Raw genomic sequence first — 20,416 nt, forward strand, 5'->3', positions numbered from 1 at the left:
AGCTGCTACTGTTATAGCAAGTATTACCTATAAAAAGTACCGAGATACCCCCAATCGGTACTTTTTGTATTTATTACTATTAACGTTAGGAACAGAATGTATAGGATATAGTTATATCTATTTTCATTTTTTTCCTCAAACAACTTTCACCGTTTTTTTTAAGGGAATACTTCCAGAAGTAATTTCAGAACAAAATTATTGGGCATTTAATATATTTCGAATAATTACCTTTTATCTTTATTTATACTATTTTTTAAGATTGTTAAAAAAGCTTAAGCATAGGCGGTATATCTATGTTATATTATTAATTTATACTGTTTTTGTGATATTAGATTTAACTTTAAGGAGTGAAGGTTTCTTTTCTAAAAGCTTAATGTGGGTTCGTATTTCAGGGACTTTATCGATCTTATTGGCTACCACCTTTTATTTTAATGAGATTTTTGATTCCGATAAAATTTTAAACATCTATAAAGAACTTTCTTTTTGGCTTATAATAGGCTCTCTTTTTTATTATTTAGTAACAGTACCTATAACTATTTTCACTAGGCTTTTTTACAATTTCCAAGGAATTTATGTTTCTATATTACTGCTTTCTAACATAGTGCTTTATGGCTGCTTTATTATTGGTTTTGTAGTGAATGCAAAAAAAAGTGTTTTAGAAAGGGGAAAAGCCCCCTATTAATGGAAGGTGTAAAATTTAAATTTGTCAGCAAATGTTTTATTTATAACAATTATTTAATGTTATTTATAAACAGAGAGAGAATCCTAAATTAAACTATAATCAACTACCTCGAGGTAGTTGATTTATCGAGGAATTAAATATTAGAAAAACTTATCCTAATTAATGGAACACGAAGAGGAAATTGTTGGTTTAATTTTATATGTCAGTTTTATTATAATAATCGTTGTAATATATGCCACTAAATACTTTTTATCATATCAACAGAAAAAAACACAATTTTTACTAGAAAGAGTTGAGGATAAGCAAAACTATGAAAAGGAGCTTACAAAAGCTCAAACAGAAATTCAAGAACAAACCCTTAAAAATATTAGTTGGGAATTGCATGATAATGTTGGCCAATTGCTTTCGGTAGCGAAGATGCAATTAAATATGCTACAGAATGATATCTCTCCAGAAAAGCAAAAATTTTACGAAGAAGCCGTTTATGTTCTTGGACAGGGAGTAAGTGAAATAAGACAATTATCTCATACATTAAATACTGATTTTATTTCTAGAAGGGGCTTAGAAGAATCTTTAAAAATAGAAATTGACCGTTTTAAAAGGCTAAATTTTATTAGTATAAACTATACAATTGAAGGCGATTTTTATGCTATTGATAAAAAAGACGAAATTATTATTTTTAGAATCTTTCAAGAGTGTTTTTCTAATGTGGTAAAATATTCTAAAGCGGCTAACTTGGCAGTGTTATTAAAATATACCCCTTCTTATTTATATGTAAAAGTTGTAGACGATGGTGTTGGTTTTGATGTTGAAGCAGCACAAAATGGAACGGGGATTATGAATATGCAGATGCGAGCTAAATTAATTGAAGCAGATTTTTCTATTGAAAGTAAAAAGAATGAAGGAGTTTCTGTAACTTTGGTGTATCCAACTAAGCCAAAAGAGTAATGAAAAAATATGATATTGCAATTGTAGATGACCATTTGCTATTTGCTAAATCCCTAACTTCCCTAATAGATTCTTTTGATAAATACCAAGTTTCTTTCCATGCTGTTAACGGTCAAAGTTTAATAAACACAATACAGCATAAACCCATGCCAGATGTAATTTTGATGGATATAAATATGCCAGTTTTGAATGGAGTGGAGACAATGAAGTGGTTGTATAAAAATCATCCAGAACAAAAAGTTATTGCGCTTTCTATGGACGATAGCGAGGAGATTATAATTAAAATGTTGTGTAATGGCGCCAAAGGGTATTTGTTAAAAGATATTCACCCAGACACATTGGAAAAAGCTATAGATGATGTTATCCATAAAGGATTTTATTACTCAGATAGAATTACTAATGAGTTGTTGGACGCTGTTTTAAAAGAAGAAAATAAAGTGAATGGAGTGGAGCTTAAAGACCGTGAAATACAGTTTTTAAAATTGGCTTGTACTGAAATGACTTATAAAGAGATTGCTGCTGAAATGTTTTTATCTCCTAAAACAATAGATGGCTATCGAGAAAGTCTTTTTGATAAACTCCAAGTTAGGAGTCGTATTGGATTAGTACTCTACGGAATTAAAAACAAGTATATTAAATTGTAAATAAAAGGAAGCTTTTTAAAAAGCACCATTTATCATCCTTGTTGTATTTATTGTGTTAATCCTAGGTCTGGTTTGCTGTAGCCTTAAGTTATATTAGGATTGCAAGTTGTTTATCCTGAATCTGTTGTACGTTATTCTGAGCTTGTCGTAATAAGTTATCTTAAGATTGCGGTTTGTCATCCTAAGCTTTCAGTAAGTTATATTAGGGCTGCAAGTTGTTATCCTGAGCCTGTTGTACGTTATCCTGAGCTTGCCGTAATAAGTTATCTTAAGATTGCGGTTTGTCATCCTGAGCTTTTCGTAAGCTATATCAGGCTTGCAGTTTGTCCGCTTGTCTATGTCCTCCTGAGCTTGTCGAAGGATCTTGCATTATTTTAAAAACTTCCAGAAACTCAGTTTAACAGCTGTAAATTAATTTTTATAATACTCTAATAATTCTTTCAATTTATCGGTAGAATCTTCAAGTCCCCCTTCACGATTTCTAAGCAACCAAGTTTTCTTTTGATTTTCTATAATTGGCGCGAGTTCTTCCGCTAGTTTTTCTTTTTCTACTTCCGGAATGTTTTCCGTGGCATATCCTTTTGCTTTTAATCGAGCTTCTCCTAAATGAGCTCCATGTAATGCAAGTTTGGCAGCCTGTTTTGTTTCTGCAATTACAATGGCAGCATCCTCAGAAGTTGGTTTCCCTTTATCAAGAATAGCTAAAGCGTTATTAATCTCATTTTCTGCGGCTTCCAATCCTTTTATGGTTAGGTGTTTCGTTTGGTAGTGCCCTTTCATAGTCCATTTAAACCTTCGGAGCATTAAGTGGAAAGCATTGGCATTTCCTGCAGGAATATCTGCTTTTAGATAAGCATCACCTAGCATTAAAATAGCTTTTCCTGTATTGGCTGTTTCGTCTTTAAACACATAATGATTTAAATGAAAAGCTAAGTTATCAATAGATTTTTCTGAATAATTCCAAGAATAAGAAGCGCCAAGAAGCAGTGGAGCATAGGTAACAGATAATGGTTGAAAATGACCAAAATCTCCCCAATTTGTGTTTAAAAAACCTTTTGCATTATTTTTTTGCCCTTCAATTGCAGCATTCTTAAGGTTTTCAAAGGCATTGGTGTTTCTTCCTATTTCAGAACGCCATGTAGAGGTTCCTGGGCACACATAAAATTCTAAACCTGCATTTTTAAACTTTGGTAAGTTTTCATCAAAAGGGTAGGTGGCATCATATCCCCAAACTACCGCAGTCATATTTTTAGGAATTTCACTTATTAATTCTGGATGATTTAAAATAATATCTCCCCAAAACTGAGCTAATTTTCCTTGCTTATTAACTTCTTCATTGAGTTTAGTGAGGTAGTTTAAATATACGTGTCCTTTTCCAAGCTTTTCACATTCTTCTTTAGACTTTCCTAAACAAAGCTCTACCGTTTCATCTCCGCCAATATTAAAATACTTACTCGAAAAATTTGGAAGTAATTCTTCATACAAACTCTTCATTAATTCAAAAGAAGCAGGGTCAGTCGGATTTAAACTAGTGCGTTTTCGTTTTCCCCAAACAGTTTCACAATCTTCAGGACATTCAGCTAAATCTAAATATTCATCATGCTTTAACCAGTTTTCCATATGCCCAAACGAATTTTGATTCGGCACTAAATCAATATGTCTTTCTCGACAATAAGCATCGAGGAGTTTAATTTCTTCCGCAGTAAACGGACTCGCATTTTTCCATACTTCCTCATGGTTTTTGTAGGCAAAGGTATGCTCAATATAAAGTTGTAATTCGTTTTGTTTCCATTCGGCTAACTTATCAATAAGTTGATAAAGTGTTTCCATAGTTGGCACTTTGTCTCTACTAACATCCAACATAACACCTCTTCTTTCAAAATTTGGCCAATCGGTAATTTCTATACAAGGAAGCGACTTACCTTCGGATATAGCATACGAAAGGAGTTGAGAAAGGGTTTGTTTAGCATAAAATAGTCCGGCTAAATTTTGCCCTGTAACTTGCAGCGTGTCTGTAGTTATTTTTAAACGATATCCTTGAGGCTTTAACTGTAAAGAATCGATACTAAAATTGAGATGTAATTTTGAAAAACCAATCTTTTCTGCAATATCCATAGACCCAATAAAATCCATGTTTGTAGTAATAGTAAGGAGTTTTTCAAGCTGACTAGCATTTGTACTTGTTAAAGAAACGCAAGAATCTAAAACTGTAATTTCTTGTGGCGGATTGATAAAGTATTTAGAGAAATCCTGAGAAAACCCATTAAAAACGGTAAAGGAAAGGATAAGAATTAAAAAAATGCTTTTCATCTATATTAAATTTTTACAAAAACGAATTGATTGTTAGTAATTTAAATTATTTATGTTGGTGTTGATTATTCTCTATTAAATGCCCATTGTGGGCTTTCATGTGTTGAAAATGAATTAAGGGAGAAAGATACTAAATCTTCGGATAAGTTTTGGAAGTGAAAAAGTGAAACTTATAGATAAAAGTGAAATGAAAATCTACAATAGCTAGAGGTTAAACGTAAAAATACAATTTGTTAATTATGGCACGGGTATTGCCTATACAGAATGATTAAAATGTTGGCAAGCTTAATTTGTACACAAACTATCAGTAAATTAAGGCGCTAACGGACTACTGAAAAAGAAGAATTAAACCCATTCTGAATGACAGAATGACTTATAAAGAACTATGAGTAATAACAAATTTTTAAATATGGACAGTTTGTCACTGCAAAATATTGATGATGATGCTGAATTAATTCCGTTAATGACTCCGGAAGATGAAGAGGAAATCAACAATGAGGTTTTGCCTGAGACACTCCCAATTTTACCTCTTAGAAACACGGTACTTTTCCCAGGTGTTGTAATTCCGATTACCGCAGGAAGAGATAAATCGATTAAATTAATAAAAGATGCTTCTAACGGAAGTAAAGTAATTGGGGTAGTATCTCAAAAAGATGAAACCGTTGAAGATCCAGAAATAGCCGATTTAAATACTACAGGAACTGTAGCAAGAATTCTTCGTGTTTTAAAAATGCCCGATGGAAATACAACCGTAATTATACAAGGGAAAAAGCGTTTTGAAATAGAGGAAATTACAACTACAGAGCCCTATTTTAATGCGAAAATTAAAGATTTACCAGAAGAAAAACCTGCTAATGAAGACGAAGAGTTTACAACTATTATAGACTCTATAAAAGACTTGGCTTTACAGATTATAAAAGAGAGTCCAAATATTCCTTCGGAGGCTTCTTTTGCTATTAAAAATATAGAAAGTAACTCGTTTTTAATCAACTTTATTTCTTCTAATATGAATTTGGAAGTAAAGGATAAACAAAAGTTACTAGAAACAAAAAATCTTCAGGAGCGTGCTTTAGCTACTTTGAAGTTTATGAATGTTGAATTTCAGAAGTTAAATTTGAGAAACGATATTCAGTCTAAAGTGCAATCCGACCTTAATCAGCAACAGCGGGAATATTTCCTTCATCAGCAAATGAAAACCATCCAAGAAGAATTGGGAGGAGTTTCGTCTGAAGAAGAGATTGAGCAAATGCGTATAAAAGGAAATAAGAAAAAATGGGATGCCAAGGTAAAAGAACATTTTGAAAAAGAATTGGCTAAGCTACAGCGCATGAATCCGCAAGTAGCAGAATATTCCATTCAGCGTAATTATTTAGATTTGTTTTTGGACTTGCCATGGAATAAGTTTTCTAAAGATAAATTTGATTTAAAGCGTGCTCAGAAAATATTGGATAGAGACCATTACGGACTTGAAGATGTTAAAAAGCGTATTATAGAATATTTGGCAGTATTGAAGTTGAGAAACGACATGAAATCGCCAATTTTATGTTTATACGGACCTCCAGGAGTTGGTAAAACATCTTTGGGGAAATCTGTTGCAGAGGCGTTAGGAAGAGAATATGTGCGTATTTCTTTAGGAGGATTACGAGACGAAGCAGAAATCCGTGGACATAGAAAAACCTATATAGGAGCAATGCCAGGAAGGATTATACAGTCGCTTAAAAAAGCAGGAACTTCTAATCCTGTTTTTATTTTAGATGAAATAGATAAACTCTCTTCTAGTCATAATGGAGACCCTTCTTCGGCTATGTTAGAAGTTTTAGATCCTGAGCAAAATAAAGAATTTTACGACAATTTCTTGGAAATGGGCTACGACCTTTCTAAGGTTATGTTTATTGCAACAGCAAATAATTTAGGTCCAATCCAGCCAGCATTAAGAGACCGTATGGAAATTATTAATGTTACGGGGTATACAATTGAAGAAAAAGTAGAGATAGGAAAACGCCATTTACTTCCAAAGCAATTAAAAGAGCACGGATTAAAACCAGCAGATTTAAAAGTAGGAAAAAAAGAACTTGAGAAAATTGTAGAAGGATATACAAGAGAATCTGGGGTACGTGGTTTGGATAAGCAAATTGCTAAAATGGTTAGATATGCTGCCAAATCTATAGCAATGGAAGAGGAGTATGATGTAAAAGTAACTACACAAGATGTTGAAAAAGTATTGGGAGCAGCACGTTTAGAACGCGATAAATACGAAAACAACGAAGTTGCGGGAGTAGTAACTGGTTTAGCATGGACAAGTGTTGGTGGAGATATTTTATTTATAGAATCTATACTTTCAAAAGGTAAGGGAACGCTTTCTATTACTGGGAATTTAGGAAAAGTAATGAAAGAGTCGGCTACCATTGCGATGGAATATATTAAATCTAATGCCGAAAGTTTAGGAATTAATCCGGAGGTGTTTGAAAAATATAATGTGCATATTCACGTTCCAGAGGGCGCAACACCAAAAGATGGTCCGAGTGCAGGAATTACTATGTTGACCTCTTTAGTTTCTCTATTTACTCAGAGAAAAGTTAAGAAAAGTATAGCTATGACTGGGGAGATAACCCTTAGAGGTAAAGTATTGCCTGTAGGTGGGATTAAAGAAAAAATACTGGCTGCAAAAAGAGCTCGTATTAAAGAATTGATTTTGTGTAATGAAAACAAGCGTGATATTCTTGAAATTAAAGAAGAATATTTAAAAGGACTTACTTTCCATTATGTAAATGAAATGAGCGAAGTAATAGGCCTTGCAATTACAGATGAAGCTGTTAAAAACGCAAAAGAGCTTTAGTTAGTAGGCAGTATTCAGTTGTCAAGATTTTTACCCAGAGCATGTTGAGGAGCATGAAATTAAATTAAAAGGAATATTACCCGAAGTAAATGAGGAATTGATTTTCCGATTTTGACAAAGTAAAAGCTCTGTTTTAATAAATTTTAAAAGTTTTTAATGAAAAAGATAACCATTGCCATAGACGGGTTTTCATCCACAGGAAAAAGTACGATTGCCAAACAATTAGCAAAAAAGCTAAATTATGTATATGTAGATACTGGAGCCATGTATCGTGCGGTGGCTTTATTTACGCTTAACAATGGTTTGATAAATGAAGCTGGAGAAGTTAAAAACTTAGTGGAGAAATTGCCAGAAATAACTTTGAATTTTAAGCTTAATGAAGAAACTGGGAATGCAGATATGTACTTAAATGGCGAGAATGTAGAAAAAGAAATTCGAACCTTAAGAGTGTCAAATGTAGTGAGTACGGTAGCTGCCATTTCTGAAGTTAGAAAAAAGTTGGTAGAGCAACAAAAAAAGATGGGGGCAGAGAAGGGAGTTGTTATGGACGGAAGAGATATTGGAACGGTAGTTTTTCCAGATGCTGAATTAAAATTATTTATGACTGCCTCTGCTAAAACAAGAGCTCACAGACGTTATAAAGAATTAGTGGATAGAGGCGAAGAAGTAACTTTTGATGCGGTTTTAAAAAACGTACAAGAAAGAGACCATTTAGACTCAAATCGTGAAGATTCTCCTTTAATTCAAGCAGAAACAGCTATTGAGTTTGATAATAGCGATATGGGCTTAAAAGAACAATTTGAACGGATTTATAATTTTGCACTTAGAATTATTGAGAAACAATAATTATTATAGTTTTTTGATATAAATTGTAAGAAATGGATGAGTGAGAATAAGGGATTGCCAAAATCACTTTTGTATTTAATGGCATTTGGGGCTGGACTAATAGTAGCTAATAATTATTATAACCAGCCTTTACTTGGATTAATGGCACGTAGTTTTCAAGTTTCAGAATCAGAAGTAAGTAATATTCCTTTATTTACACAGGTAGGCTATGCTTTTGGTTTGTTATTTTTAATTCCGTTAGGCGATAAATTCAATACAAAGAAACTGATATTAATAGACTTCATATTAATTATACTTTCATTATTAATTGCCGCTATAGCGCCTTCTCTTGTTGTTTTAATAATAGCAAGTTTCCTGATAGGATTTACTTCAGTAATTCCTCAATTTTTTGTTCCAATGGCTGCTCAATTAGCAAATCCTAACCAAAGAGGAAAGGCTATTGGCGTTGTCATGAGCGGATTGTTAATTGGAATACTTGGAAGCCGTTTTATGAGTGGGTTTGTAGGAGAATATTTTGGATGGCGTTCTATGTATTATATAGCAGCTTTGGCGGTAGCTTTGTATTGGGGATTAATTTATTATAAGCTTCCTGCAATTACTTCAGAATTTAAAGGAACGTATAAGGAATTAATGACATCTTTATGGTTTTATTTTAAGTCTGATAGTAATCTGCGATTAGCATCTTTCCGAGGAGCATTGGGTTTTGCAGGATTTAGTGCTTTTTAGACCACTCTTGTTTTTTTACTAGAAGATGTTTTTAATTATGGTAGTGGTATAGCTGGTACCTTTGGAGTATTGGGGATTTGTGGTGCATTGGCAGCAAATGTAATGGGGAAATTAAGCGACCGTATCAATAAGAATAAAGTAATTCTAATCGCAATTTTGATTATGATAGCTGCGTGGTTAGTGTTTTACTTCTCTACAGCTTCAATTATAGGTCTGATTATCGGAGTTATTTTACTCGACATGGGACTCCAATCTTTGCATATTACTAATCAAAGTATTATTCTCTCTGGCAAATCAGAAGCAGGAAATCGTATCAATACAATATATATGGTTATCTATTTTATTGGGGGAGCACTTGGTACTATTACAGGCGCTCAGTTATGGGAAATGTTTCATTGGAAGGGAGTAGCAGCTTTAGGAATACTATATACCTTATTAATTTTAATTTTCCATTTACTATACAAAAAACCAATTACCCAATAATCAAAACTTAACTACTCCTTAGTTTTCTTCGTTATTAATCTGTAGTAGTTTAATACACAAAATAAGACTAGATAATTTTATTATTCTTTGTTCTTTGCTCATCTAGCGAAGCTGTTTTATGTTTCACTTGTACATTAATCATAATCTTTAAACATTTATCTTTGTAATTATTTGAAAATCAAAAATTAAGTTGTAAATTTGCACTCCTTTTTAGCAACCCCAAGAGGGAAAAGGGATTGAAAATCAATTATTTATATAAACACCTTCTGTTATTGAATGTTGTTAACCTCTTGATTTAAAGCAGAATACAAATTATTATCAGCAACATGGCTGAAGCAAAAGAAAACACAGCACAAAAAGAAACTATTTCTCAGGAAGAGTTTTTACAAAATTTTAACTGGCACAACTACCAAGAAGGTATTGACCAAGTTGAAGATGCTAAATTAAAAGAATTCGAAAATTTAGTTGAAGAGAACTTCGTAGATACAGCTGATGAAGAGGTTGTAGAAGGAACTGTAGTTCACTTAACAGACAGAGAAGCGATTATTGATATCAACGCTAAGTCTGAAGGGGTAATCTCTTTAAATGAGTTTCGTTACAATCCAAACTTAAAAGTTGGAGACAAAGTAGAAGTTTTAATCGACGTTCGCGAAGATAAAACTGGTCAGTTAGTATTATCTCACCGTAAAGCCAGAACTATCAAGGCTTGGGATAGAGTTAATGCTGCACATGACAAAGCAGAGATTGTTAACGGTTTTGTTAAATGCAGAACTAAAGGTGGTATGATTGTAGACGTATTCGGTATCGAAGCGTTCTTACCAGGATCTCAAATAGATGTGAAGCCTATTCGTGATTACGATGCTTACGTTGGAAAAACAATGGAATTCAAAGTGGTTAAAATTAACCATGAGTTCAAAAACGTTGTTGTATCTCACAAAGCACTTATCGAGGCAGATATCGAAGAACAGAAAAAAGAAATCATCGGGCAGCTTGAAAAAGGTCAAGTTCTTGAAGGGACCGTTAAGAACATTACTTCTTACGGGGTATTCATCGACCTTGGTGGCGTAGATGGTCTTATCCATATTACAGATCTTTCTTGGTCTCGTATCAATCACCCTAATGAGGTTGTTGAATTGGATCAGAAATTAAATGTTGTAATTTTAGACTTTGATGATAACAAATCTAGAATTCAATTAGGTCTTAAACAATTACAGAAACACCCATGGGAAGCTTTAGGTGATGAAGTAAAAGTTGGTGATAAAGTTAAAGGTAAAGTAGTTGTTATTGCAGATTACGGTGCATTTATTGAAGTAGCTGATGGTGTTGAAGGACTTATCCACGTTTCTGAAATGTCTTGGTCTACACACTTACGTTCGGCTCAAGATTTCGTTAATGTTGGAGATGAAGTAGAAGCAGTGGTTCTTACTTTAGATCGTGAAGATCGTAAAATGTCTCTTGGAATTAAGCAATTAACTCCAGACCCATGGACTGATATTACTACTAAATATCCTGTAGGTTCTAAGCACACAGGAATTGTACGTAACTTTACAAACTTTGGTGTATTTGTTGAATTAGAAGAAGGAATTGACGGGTTAATTTATATCTCTGACCTTTCTTGGACTAAGAAAATTAAACACCCATCTGAATTTGTAAACGTTGGAGACAAATTAGAAGTTGAAGTTCTTGAATTAGATGTTGAAGGACGTAAATTAAGCCTTGGTCACAAACAAACTACAGATAACCCTTGGGATAAATACGAAGCAGAATTTGCTGAAGGAACTATCCACAATGCAGAAATTTCTGAGATTGTAGACAAAGGTGCTACTATCGAATTCAACGAAGATATCGTTGCATTTGTACCTTCTCGTCATTTAGAGAAAGAAGATGGTAAGAAGTTGAAAAAAGGAGATACTGCCGATTTCAAAATCATTGAGTTCAATAAAGAATTCAAAAGAGTAGTAGCTTCTCATACAGCTATCTTCAAAGCAGAAGAAGAGAAAAACGTTAAGGCTGCTGCAAAACGTAGCAACCAAGCGGAAAAAACAACCCTTGGTGATGCTAATGCTGAGCTTCAAGCGTTGAAAGATAAAATGGAAGGGAAATAATAATTTTTCAATTCATTTAAAAGTAAAACCCTCCAACTCGGAGGGTTTTTTTGTGTTTTTACTTTCTGTTTTTTTATATAATTTAGTCATGCCGGCCAACGGGAGACATCTCATCACCGAAAATATTAATGAGTTAAATAACAGGATGTGATTTCTCCTTTCACCTCACAGTCATGTCGACCAGCGGGAGACATCTCATTATCAAAAACAGCTTGGATTGAGCGCTCTAAACATTAACAAGAAAGTTTTCTTTATAGAACTTTTTATAAGAATACGACAGAATCTAGAACAATCAAATTTCTGTAATTCTGTTGATGCGATTTCTCCTTTCAGTCGAAATGACTTAACTAAGTGCTTCTTTATAAGCTTTTAAACACCGTTCTCTAGCTTCTTTATGGTCTACAATTGGGTCTGGATAGGTAAGTTCATTTAAATCTTCTACCCATATATTTATATATTTTAAATCTTTATCAAATTTTTTAATCTGTGTAGTAGGGTTAAAAATTCTAAAATAAGGAGCGGCGTCAACGCCACTTCCTGCTGCCCATTGCCAATTACCAACATTGCTAGAGAGCTCATAATCTAATAGTTTTTCGGCAAAATAAGCTTCGCCCCAACGCCAATCTATAAGAAGGTGCTTGCATAAAAAGCTGGCAACAACCATTCGCACTCGATTGTGCATATACCCCGTTTTATTTAATTGTCGCATTCCAGCATCTACCAATGGATAGCCAGTTTCTCCTTTGCACCATTTTTGAAACTCAGTTTCGTTATTTCTCCAGTTTATTTTATCGTATTTCTTACGAAAAGCATTATGTGTTGTTTCGGGGTAATGCCAAAGTATTTGCATAAAAAACTCCCTCCAAATAAGTTCATTCCAAAAAGTATGCTCTTTAGCCTCCAATGCTTTTTGCATGGCTTGCCGAATGCTAATTGTTCCGAATCTTAGATGTACACTTATATTGGAAGTCCCTTTTTGTGCTGGAAAATCTCTTAAATTTTTATAATTATCTAAAATAGAAGGTGTAATATCATAGTTCTTTACTTCAATACTAGATTTATTAAAACCAATATCTGTTAAGTTTAATTGTGGAAGTCTTGTGTTCTTTACTAGCTTATCAAAATATTCACTTAAAGATACAGAAGTAACATTTTTTTTGCTAAAATTCTCTTTCCATTTTTTCATATAAGGAGTGTATACAACATAAGGATCTCCATCGTCTTTTACTACCTCATCTTTTTCAAAAACAACTTGGTCTTTAAATGTTTTGAATTCTATTTTTTTAGACAATACATATGTAGAAACCTCCTGATCTCTCTCTTTAGCATAGGGCTCGTAATCCCGATTGGTGTAGATTGCTTGTATATCGTATTCCTTTACTAATGACTTAAAAACATTAATGGGAGTGTCAAAATATAGAGCAATAGAGCTATCATACTTTTCTTGAAGTTCCATGCGCATTTCCTGAAGCCTTCCATGTATAAATGTTACTCTAGCATCATTTTTAGGAAGTTCTTGTAAAATATTTGAATCAAAAATAAAGATAGGCATTACTGGATTTCCACTTTTTAATGCTTCTAAAAATCCTATATTATCATTTAGTCTTAAATCTCTTCTAAACCAGAAGATGGAAATACATTTCTTCATTTTAAAAAATTAAAAGTAAACTATATTAGATTTAGCTCACAAAGTATAGGTTAAAGCTTGAAAAATAAAGTTTAAGTGTCGGGAGTATTTATATTTTTAATACTGAGTAAAAGTATTAATTTTGTTTATCAAAAAATAAATAAACTTAAACAAAAATGGCATTTAAACTTTTCTTTTAAGATATTGTTAACATATGAGATTTGTTAAATATGTAAATTCGTAGGAGTTCTAACTAATTAAAAAATAATTTAAAATGAAAAAAATAATACTTGTAATATGTGCTTTTATAGGGTCATATGCATTGGAAGCTCAGGTAACAGCTCCGCAGCCGAGTCCAACTTCTAAATTGGAACAAAAGGTAGGTTTAACAGATGTTACTGTAGCGTATTCACGTCCATCTATGCGTGGAAGAACTATTTTTGGAGATCTTGTTCCTTATGGAGAATTATGGAGAACAGGCGCCAATCAAAATACAATTGTTACTTTTAGTGATGATGTTATGATAGGAGGGAAGGAAGTAAAAAAAGGAAGTTATGCTTTGTACTCTAAGCCGAATAAAGATTCTTGGGAAGTTTATTTTTATAGTGATACCAATAATTGGGGGAATCCAGAAAAATGGGATGCTAGTAAGGTAGTAGCTTCTGTTACTGCAAAAACTTACGAATTGCCTTTTAAAGTGGAAACATTTACTATTGATGTAGATAATTTATCAAACAATGGCGCTTCTTTCGGGATTGTTTGGGAGAGTACTTATGTTGAAGTGCCATTTGAAGTTCCAACGGTAGACAAAGCTATGGCTAGCATAGAAAAGGTAATGGCTGGACCTCAGGCAGGCGATTATTATGCGGCGGCTGTTTATTATTTACAAGAAGGGAAGGATTTAGATCAGGCGCAAGAGTGGATTGATAAATCAATTTCTATGCAAAATGAACCTCCTTTTTGGATGTTGCGACAAAAATCTCTTATCCAAGCAAAAAATGGAGATACAAACGGGGCTATAGAAACTGCAAAACAGTCGTTGGCTGCTGCTGAAAAAGCAGGAAATAAAGACTATGTTAAATTAAACCAAGACTCATTAGCAGAGTGGGGAGCTAAGTAATTACACTTGTTTGAGTGGTATCACTCTTTATACTGATAGAATAGCAGAGGCTGAATTTTCTTGTTTTTTAACTTAGAATTCAGCCTCTTTTTTTTGATTTTTTTTCTATTATTGTCCGATAAAAGTTTATGGAATTTGTTGAACTCCTCTTATATCAAGGTTTAAATGGGGTTTTCAAAATAGAAGACCCCTTGCTATTAATAAAAATGAATAAAAAGAGGAGCTTAGTAATGTTGTTTCTTTAAGCTACTCATGTTGTAATAGTTAAGATTTAGTCTTTGTTCTTTTCTCTTGCAGCGAAGTGGTCTTGTATTTTTACTCGGACATTAATGAATTTTTTCTAAAAATATATTTAAAAGCATTTTTATAGTTTATCATTCTAAAACGGATTCATCACGTTGAACTGTTTTTCTTTTTAGAAACATCAATCTACCATCTTCAAGAATAAGATATAAACAAGGAACAATAACTAGAATAATGGAAGTTGCAAAAATAATTCCGAAGCCTAAAGAAATAGCCATAGGAATTAAGTAAAAAGCCTGACTGGAACTTTCTAGGATGATAGGCGTTAGACCTCCAAAAGTAGTTAAGGTGGTTAACATGATGGGTCTAAACCTACGAAGTCCAGCTTCGTGAATCGATTCATAGATAGAATTTCCATTTTTACGTTGATTGTTGGCATAATCAATCATAATGAGAGAATCGTTTACTACCACTCCAGAAAGTGCAATAACTCCCATTAAACTGACTAAAGAAAGGTCGTATCCTAACAAAATATGTCCGATAACGGCTCCAACAGTCCCAAAAGGAATGGCCATCATTACTACTAAAGGTTGGATATAACTACTAAAAGCTACTGCCAAAAGTGCATAAATTAGCATCATGGCAATTAGAAACCCGCTCCATAAGGTCTCTGTAGATTCTCGCATGTCGGCTTGACTCCCTTCAAAGGACCATGTTAACCCAGGGTAGTCGGCACGTAATTGCGGTAATACTTCTTGGTTAATTCGTTCCATAACCCTACCTACTGTATTTGCTGGTTCTGTATCCATACCAACCGTAACCACACGTTTCCCATCTCTTCTATTAATACTAGTAAAGGCTTCTTTTTGTGTAACCTCGACTATATCCAATAATGGAACTTCAATGCTATCTTGGGTTCTTATAAGGAGATTTTCTAGGTGTTGAATATCTTTACGTTCATGGAGTGGTAATTTAACCCGTATTTCTACTTCATTAATAGTCCGTAATTGTCGCATTGACAAAGCCCCGAAGAAAGCATTTCGAACTTGTCGTCCTACTTCAGAAGAGGTTAAGCCTAAGTTTCTACCTGCTGGCAAAAGTTTAAAATCATATTGTAATTTACCTTTGTTGTAATTGTCGTTCACATCGCGGGTATTTTCAAAGGCTCTCATTTTTTCTACAAAATCTTGACTTGCTCGTTCTAAAACTTCTATTTCTACGTGACTTAAATCAACGCTAATTGATTGCTGCGCCCCTCCAGGGCCGCGCTCTGCTTCAAAAGTTATTTGGTCTACGCCAGTAATATCTCCAATATTATCTCTCCACAATTCAATTACCTCGCCAGCTGTCATATCACGTTGATCCGGAGGAAGCATTACAATTTCAACATCTATAAAGTTCTGTCCCCGAACATTGGTTTTTATACCTTCGGCAACTTCATATAAATTATGTTCGTCAAACATATGTTGTGTAGCTGATGTAATTTCTTTGGCAACAGCTTCAGCTTGATCGGGAGTAGTACCCACAGGTAATCTTACCCCAGCTTCGATTTCATCAGCAGCAACTTCTGGCATCATAATCATTCCCATATGGTCACTATACCCATAACCTCCAACTATAATAAGAATTGCAATTGCGATACTTAAAGTAACGTATCTAAATTTTAAACATTTGTCTAGAAACGGGCGGTAATAGGTGTCTATTATTTTATTAAAGCCATGGGCAAATTTTCCTTGCCAATTTTCTAGTTTTAAAATCCATCCTTTTTTCTTTTTCTTTTTAAGGTGTGCTAAATGGGAGGGGAGTATAAATAAAGCTTCTAGCAATGAAACTGCTAGAATTACAATAACCACAGCTGGTAGTGGCTTCCAAAACTTCCCTGTTTCCCCAGGCATAAATAGTAAAGGAACAAAGGCTATGATGGTTGTTATAATACTAAAAACTACTGGTCTAGAAACATCTTTAGTACCTTCAATTGCTGCTTTAATAGGGCTAAGACCTTGTTGCCTATATTCGTATACATTTTCACCAACTACAATGGCATCATCTACAACAATGCCCATTACCACTAAAAATCCAAACATGGAAATCATATTGATACTAACACCAATGAGGGGTAAAAAAATCATTCCTCCAATAAAAGAAACCGTCATTCCTATCATCACCCAAAAGGCGAGTCGGTATTCCAAAAAGAGACCAAGGATAATCAAAACAATAAAAATAGCCATGATTCCATTTTCTGTAAGTAATGAAAGTCGCTCTCTATAGTCTTCTGCCCGATTAGAATCGATACGATATTTCACCCCTGGAGGTAATTGAAAATCGTTGAGAATTTGCAGTACTGTTTTTTCTATATCCAAAGGCGATTGATCGCCCACACGAAAAATTTCAAGGTCGATAGATGCAGTTTGATTAAACTGACCATGAAACCCAGTTTCCTCAAAACCGTCTGTAATGGTAGCAATATCAGCCAATTTGAGTTGTGCTCCAGATTGAGATGATATAATTGTAATTTCTCCAAATTCCCTAGCCCATTGCTTACGTTCTTGCATTCGCAGAAGAATTTCTCCCGCTTGTGTTTCTACAGCTCCAGCAGGAACATCCTCACTGCTATTGGCAATAATATTTGCTACCTGCCCTAAAGTTAATTGATATTGCTGGAGATTATGTCGTGATATTTCAATACGAGTTTCATATTCAGGTACATAGCCTAATTCTACCTGAGTGATGTTTGGATTGCTGAGAAACCGATTTCGGAGTCGCTCTGCCAGTTTTCTTAAATTCCAAAAATCAATTTCTCCATATAAGGCTATTTGCATCACATCTCGTTGTTGATCTTGGAGTGCCACTTCGGGTTCTTCAATATCATCTGGAAATGTACGAATACGATTTACTGCTTGGTCTATATCTTGAAAGGCCTTCATTCTATTACTACCGGCAACCAGTTCTATTAAAACATTTCCAGCACCTTCTTCTGCAGTAGAAGTTATTTCTTTAATTCCCTGAATCCCGCGAATGGCTTCTTCTACTGGGAGTAATATTCCTTGTTCTACTTCTTCGGGAGCAGCACCAGGGTATGCCACATTAACTTCCACAAAATCCAATTGAAACTGTGGAAATACTTCCTTTTGGATGTTATACATAGTCCAAATACCAGCACCAATAAGCACAATCATTAAAAGATTGGTGGCAATAGAATTACGAGCCATATAAGCTATAGCTCCTTCTTTTCGAACCTTGGGATGTTCTTGTTTTTCTGCCATTATTCTACTTCTTGCTGGTTATTATTGGTTTTAGAAGAATCTGCTTCGGTTCGTAGTGGAATTCCAGATGCTACAGTACTTAAATTTGTAGTAACTATTTTAGCGTTGTTTTCTATTCCACTTTCAACATAGGCATGGTGGGCATCTGTTAAAACAATGGAAACTTCTTTTACGGTTAATTTCTGATTTTCCATCGTCCAAACGGTATTGTTATTTCTGATGTAATTTCGATCAATCCGAATAACATTTTCAACGGTTTCTCCTTCAATCTGAACTTCTACAAAAGAACCGATAATCAATTTATGATTACCTTCTGAAGTTTTTTTATGCGATAAAGGATCAGGAATACGTACTAGTACTCTTGCCAAACGAGTTTGATTGTCTAAAGCCCCAATTTGTTTATCTAAGTACCCAATTCTATATTCGTTTTCAGCCCAAGCAGTAACGTTTCTAATTTTAACTTTAGCGCCATTTTTCTCTTCTGAATTAGGGAAAGAGAGCCATTTTAATTTTCCTAAAGGGACAGTCACTTCCACCCAATAATAATCTGTACCTACTAAACGACCAAGATTATCTCCAGGCGCAACCTGAGAGCCTACAGTAACATTCTGGTTAATGATATGCGAATCAAAAGGAGCACGTAACATGGTACGTTCTAAGTCTAATTGTGCTTGATCTACCGCAGCTTGTGCAGAAATAACAGTTGCTTTTACTGCATTTAATTGAGGTTTTCTTAAAACTAAGTCTTGTTGTTTTTTTGAGAGTGTATCTCCTTCAATAAGTTGCAAATCTTGCTCGGCAATTACTTGGCGACCCATTTCAATTTCTAAATTGGTTTGTGCCTGTAGAAGTTCACTTTTTCGGAGTTCTAAAATGTTTTTATAATCGGAAGGATCAATTTGCAATAAAATAGCTCCTTTTTTTAGGAAACCTCCAGGAGAGAAATGGGCTGCCCTTTGTGTTACTTGTCCGCTTACAAGAGGACTAATAACAACATCTTCTACTGGGCGAACAGTGCCTGTTGCTACGATGGTAGGTTTAAAATTGCCTTTTTCAGCGGTAACCACATTTACTAACATCGCTGATTCTTTTACAGCACCTTCACTTTTTGCTGTGGGTTCGGTAAAGAAAATGATGGAAGTGATTACAATAGCTGTAAGTAAAATACCCAAACATATAAAAATGACCTTTTTGTTGCTCATAGTTTCTAGTTATTCTTCTAATTCATTTTCCCGTTCTGTTTCAAATGCTCCGGCTAGTGCACGATAAAGAGAGATCCGGATATTTATTAATTCTTGCTTTGCAGAAAGTACATCTCTACGCAATTGTTGTTCTTGGTCTAAGGCTAACAAAACATCTAAATATTCACTCAGGCCATTTACAAATTCAATTCGTAATTGCCGATTTGTTTTTTGCGCCAAGTTTAATCGCTTCTCCAATATTGCTATTTGTTCTCTTTGCATTTGCTCTTGTATCAATGCATCTTCAACCTCTCGAAAGGCTATTAAAACTGTTTGCCCATATTGATATAGCATTTGGTTTTTTACAGCTTCTGTTCTATCTACTTCTGCTTTAAGTCTTCCACCATAAATTAAAGGAGCAACAATATTTGCTCCCAGTGTATACGCCCATTCTTCAAATAAATTATTAAAATCGTTGGAGCGTAATTGTGTTCCTGTGGTTAGTGTTAATCTAGGGTATTTACTTGCAATAGCAGAAGCCATATCTCTGTCGGCCGCCAACACCAAATTGTAAGCCTGTTGAACATCGGGTCTTCTTCTAACAAGGTCCAATGGCAAGCCAGTTTCGGGAATCTGTGGGAGTTCAGGGAGACCTTTTGGTTGTATTTCGAGATTATTTTGTGGAGGTTTTCCTAATAATACAGAAAGCTGATTCTCTAGTAATTCAACATTAGTTTTATAAACAATTTTTTGATTTTGTGTAGCTTCTAAAAGCTGTTGTTGTCGTAAAATATCTGCGCCACGGATAGTACCTCCACTAAAACGCACACGTATTAGCTTCATAATATCCTCATTAGTTTCTATTTGTTTGTTGGCTAGTTTTAGCTGTTCTAAGGCAGTTAAATATTGAAACCAAGTGGTAGCAATTTCAGCTGAAAGTGTCATTGCGGTAGTTTGGTAATCAAAAAATGAAGCTTCTAAGCGAAAATTCGCAGCTTGTTTACTTGATTTTAGCCTTCCCCATAAATCTAACTCATAGGAAGCAGAAAGTCCTAATTGAGTATTTTCACCACCAGCAAAATCTGGCTGTGGTCTGCTAATTCCTGTTTGTAGATTAGCTTCAACTTGAGGCCAAAGAAAGGAAGCTTCACTTCTTCTAATTGCTTGTGCTTCCATAACCTGTTCCCATGTAGCGGCAAGATTTAGGTTTTGATTAAGTGCAGAATCAATAAGGATATTTAATTTTTCATCTTCAAAAACAGTCCACCATTTTTCAGGAATTACTTGAGATCCTGTTTGTGTAAATGCTTCGGGATTGTCTATAGGAGCCTCAACAGGATCTAGTTTGGGAGAACAATTTGTAAATAGTAAAAAGGCACAAAAAATTAAGGGTATCCACATT

General features: G+C 34.3%; 13 protein-coding genes. 8 read left to right on the forward strand and 5 right to left on the reverse strand.

Translation table 11 applies throughout. The features are described 5' to 3' along the window. Nucleotides 1-844 precede the first annotated feature (844 nt). Nucleotides 845-1,630 (forward strand): sensor histidine kinase, encoded by a 786-nt coding sequence (locus AC13CQ_RS14970; protein ID WP_008614726.1) that lies wholly within the window; start codon nucleotides 845-847, stop codon nucleotides 1,628-1,630. Continuing rightward, nucleotides 1,630-2,274, forward strand: coding sequence for a response regulator transcription factor (locus tag AC13CQ_RS14975; RefSeq protein WP_008614727.1), 645 nt, complete (start codon nucleotides 1,630-1,632; stop codon nucleotides 2,272-2,274). Before AC13CQ_RS14970 ends, AC13CQ_RS14975 begins: the two co-directional genes overlap by 1 nt. A gap of 411 nt (nucleotides 2,275-2,685) precedes the next feature. Here AC13CQ_RS14975 and AC13CQ_RS14980 read toward each other — a convergent pair whose 3' ends face one another. Further along, nucleotides 2,686-4,584 carry a beta-N-acetylhexosaminidase gene (locus AC13CQ_RS14980; RefSeq protein WP_474507510.1) on the reverse strand — a complete coding sequence of 633 codons (1,899 nt, stop codon included), beginning with the start codon at nucleotides 4,582-4,584 and terminating at the stop codon, nucleotides 2,686-2,688. Nucleotides 4,585-4,969: 385 nt separating this feature from the next. On the opposite strand from AC13CQ_RS14980, the gene lon reads away from it, so the two are divergent. From lon to rpsA, 5 genes are all read left to right on the forward strand, one after another. Further along, nucleotides 4,970-7,420, forward strand: coding sequence for an endopeptidase La (lon, locus tag AC13CQ_RS14985; protein WP_335588926.1), 2,451 nt, complete (start codon nucleotides 4,970-4,972; stop codon nucleotides 7,418-7,420). A 156-nt stretch (nucleotides 7,421-7,576) separates the two neighbouring features. Further along, on the forward strand, nucleotides 7,577-8,266 hold the full coding sequence (cmk, locus tag AC13CQ_RS14990; RefSeq protein WP_456867033.1) for a (d)CMP kinase: 690 nt from the start codon (nucleotides 7,577-7,579) through the stop codon (nucleotides 8,264-8,266). Between the two features lie 36 nt (nucleotides 8,267-8,302). Further along, entirely contained in the window at nucleotides 8,303-8,992 is a 690-nt protein-coding gene (locus tag AC13CQ_RS14995; RefSeq protein WP_474507511.1) for an MFS transporter, read from the forward strand. Between the two features lie 48 nt (nucleotides 8,993-9,040). Next, complete coding sequence (locus AC13CQ_RS15000; protein WP_474507512.1) at nucleotides 9,041-9,475, forward strand: MFS transporter; 435 nt, start codon at nucleotides 9,041-9,043, stop codon at nucleotides 9,473-9,475. A gap of 326 nt (nucleotides 9,476-9,801) precedes the next feature. Continuing rightward, entirely contained in the window at nucleotides 9,802-11,580 is a 1,779-nt protein-coding gene (gene rpsA, locus AC13CQ_RS15005) for a 30S ribosomal protein S1 (protein WP_008614755.1), read from the forward strand. Nucleotides 11,581-11,923: 343 nt separating this feature from the next. Here the strand turns inward: rpsA and AC13CQ_RS15010 are convergent, their stop codons facing one another. Continuing rightward, nucleotides 11,924-13,228, reverse strand: a complete 1,305-nt coding sequence (locus AC13CQ_RS15010; RefSeq protein ID WP_474507209.1) for a cryptochrome/photolyase family protein — start codon at nucleotides 13,226-13,228, stop codon at nucleotides 11,924-11,926. A gap of 253 nt (nucleotides 13,229-13,481) precedes the next feature. On the opposite strand from AC13CQ_RS15010, the gene AC13CQ_RS15015 reads away from it, so the two are divergent. Beyond that, nucleotides 13,482-14,327: a DUF2911 domain-containing protein gene (locus tag AC13CQ_RS15015; RefSeq protein WP_474507210.1), complete on the forward strand. Its 846-nt coding sequence runs from the start codon at nucleotides 13,482-13,484 to the stop codon at nucleotides 14,325-14,327. A 374-nt stretch (nucleotides 14,328-14,701) separates the two neighbouring features. On the opposite strand, the gene AC13CQ_RS15020 is transcribed toward AC13CQ_RS15015, so the two are convergent. Genes AC13CQ_RS15020 through AC13CQ_RS15030 form a run of 3 tightly spaced genes read right to left on the reverse strand, consistent with a single transcriptional unit; the run spans nucleotide 14,702 to nucleotide 20,415 of the window. Beyond that, the gene (locus tag AC13CQ_RS15020; protein ID WP_474507211.1) at nucleotides 14,702-17,833 is read right to left on the reverse strand and encodes an efflux RND transporter permease subunit; all 3,132 of its coding nucleotides are present in this window, start codon (nucleotides 17,831-17,833) and stop codon (nucleotides 14,702-14,704) included. After that, nucleotides 17,833-19,035 carry an efflux RND transporter periplasmic adaptor subunit gene (locus AC13CQ_RS15025; protein WP_474507212.1) on the reverse strand — a complete coding sequence of 401 codons (1,203 nt, stop codon included), beginning with the start codon at nucleotides 19,033-19,035 and terminating at the stop codon, nucleotides 17,833-17,835. The genes AC13CQ_RS15020 and AC13CQ_RS15025 overlap by 1 nt, the downstream gene beginning before the upstream one ends. Nucleotides 19,036-19,044: 9 nt before the next feature. After that, entirely contained in the window at nucleotides 19,045-20,415 is a 1,371-nt protein-coding gene (locus AC13CQ_RS15030) for a TolC family protein (protein ID WP_456867024.1), read from the reverse strand. Nucleotide 20,416 lies beyond the last annotated feature (1 nt).

It is taken from the genome of Galbibacter sp. L-19, from assembly GCF_056857615.1.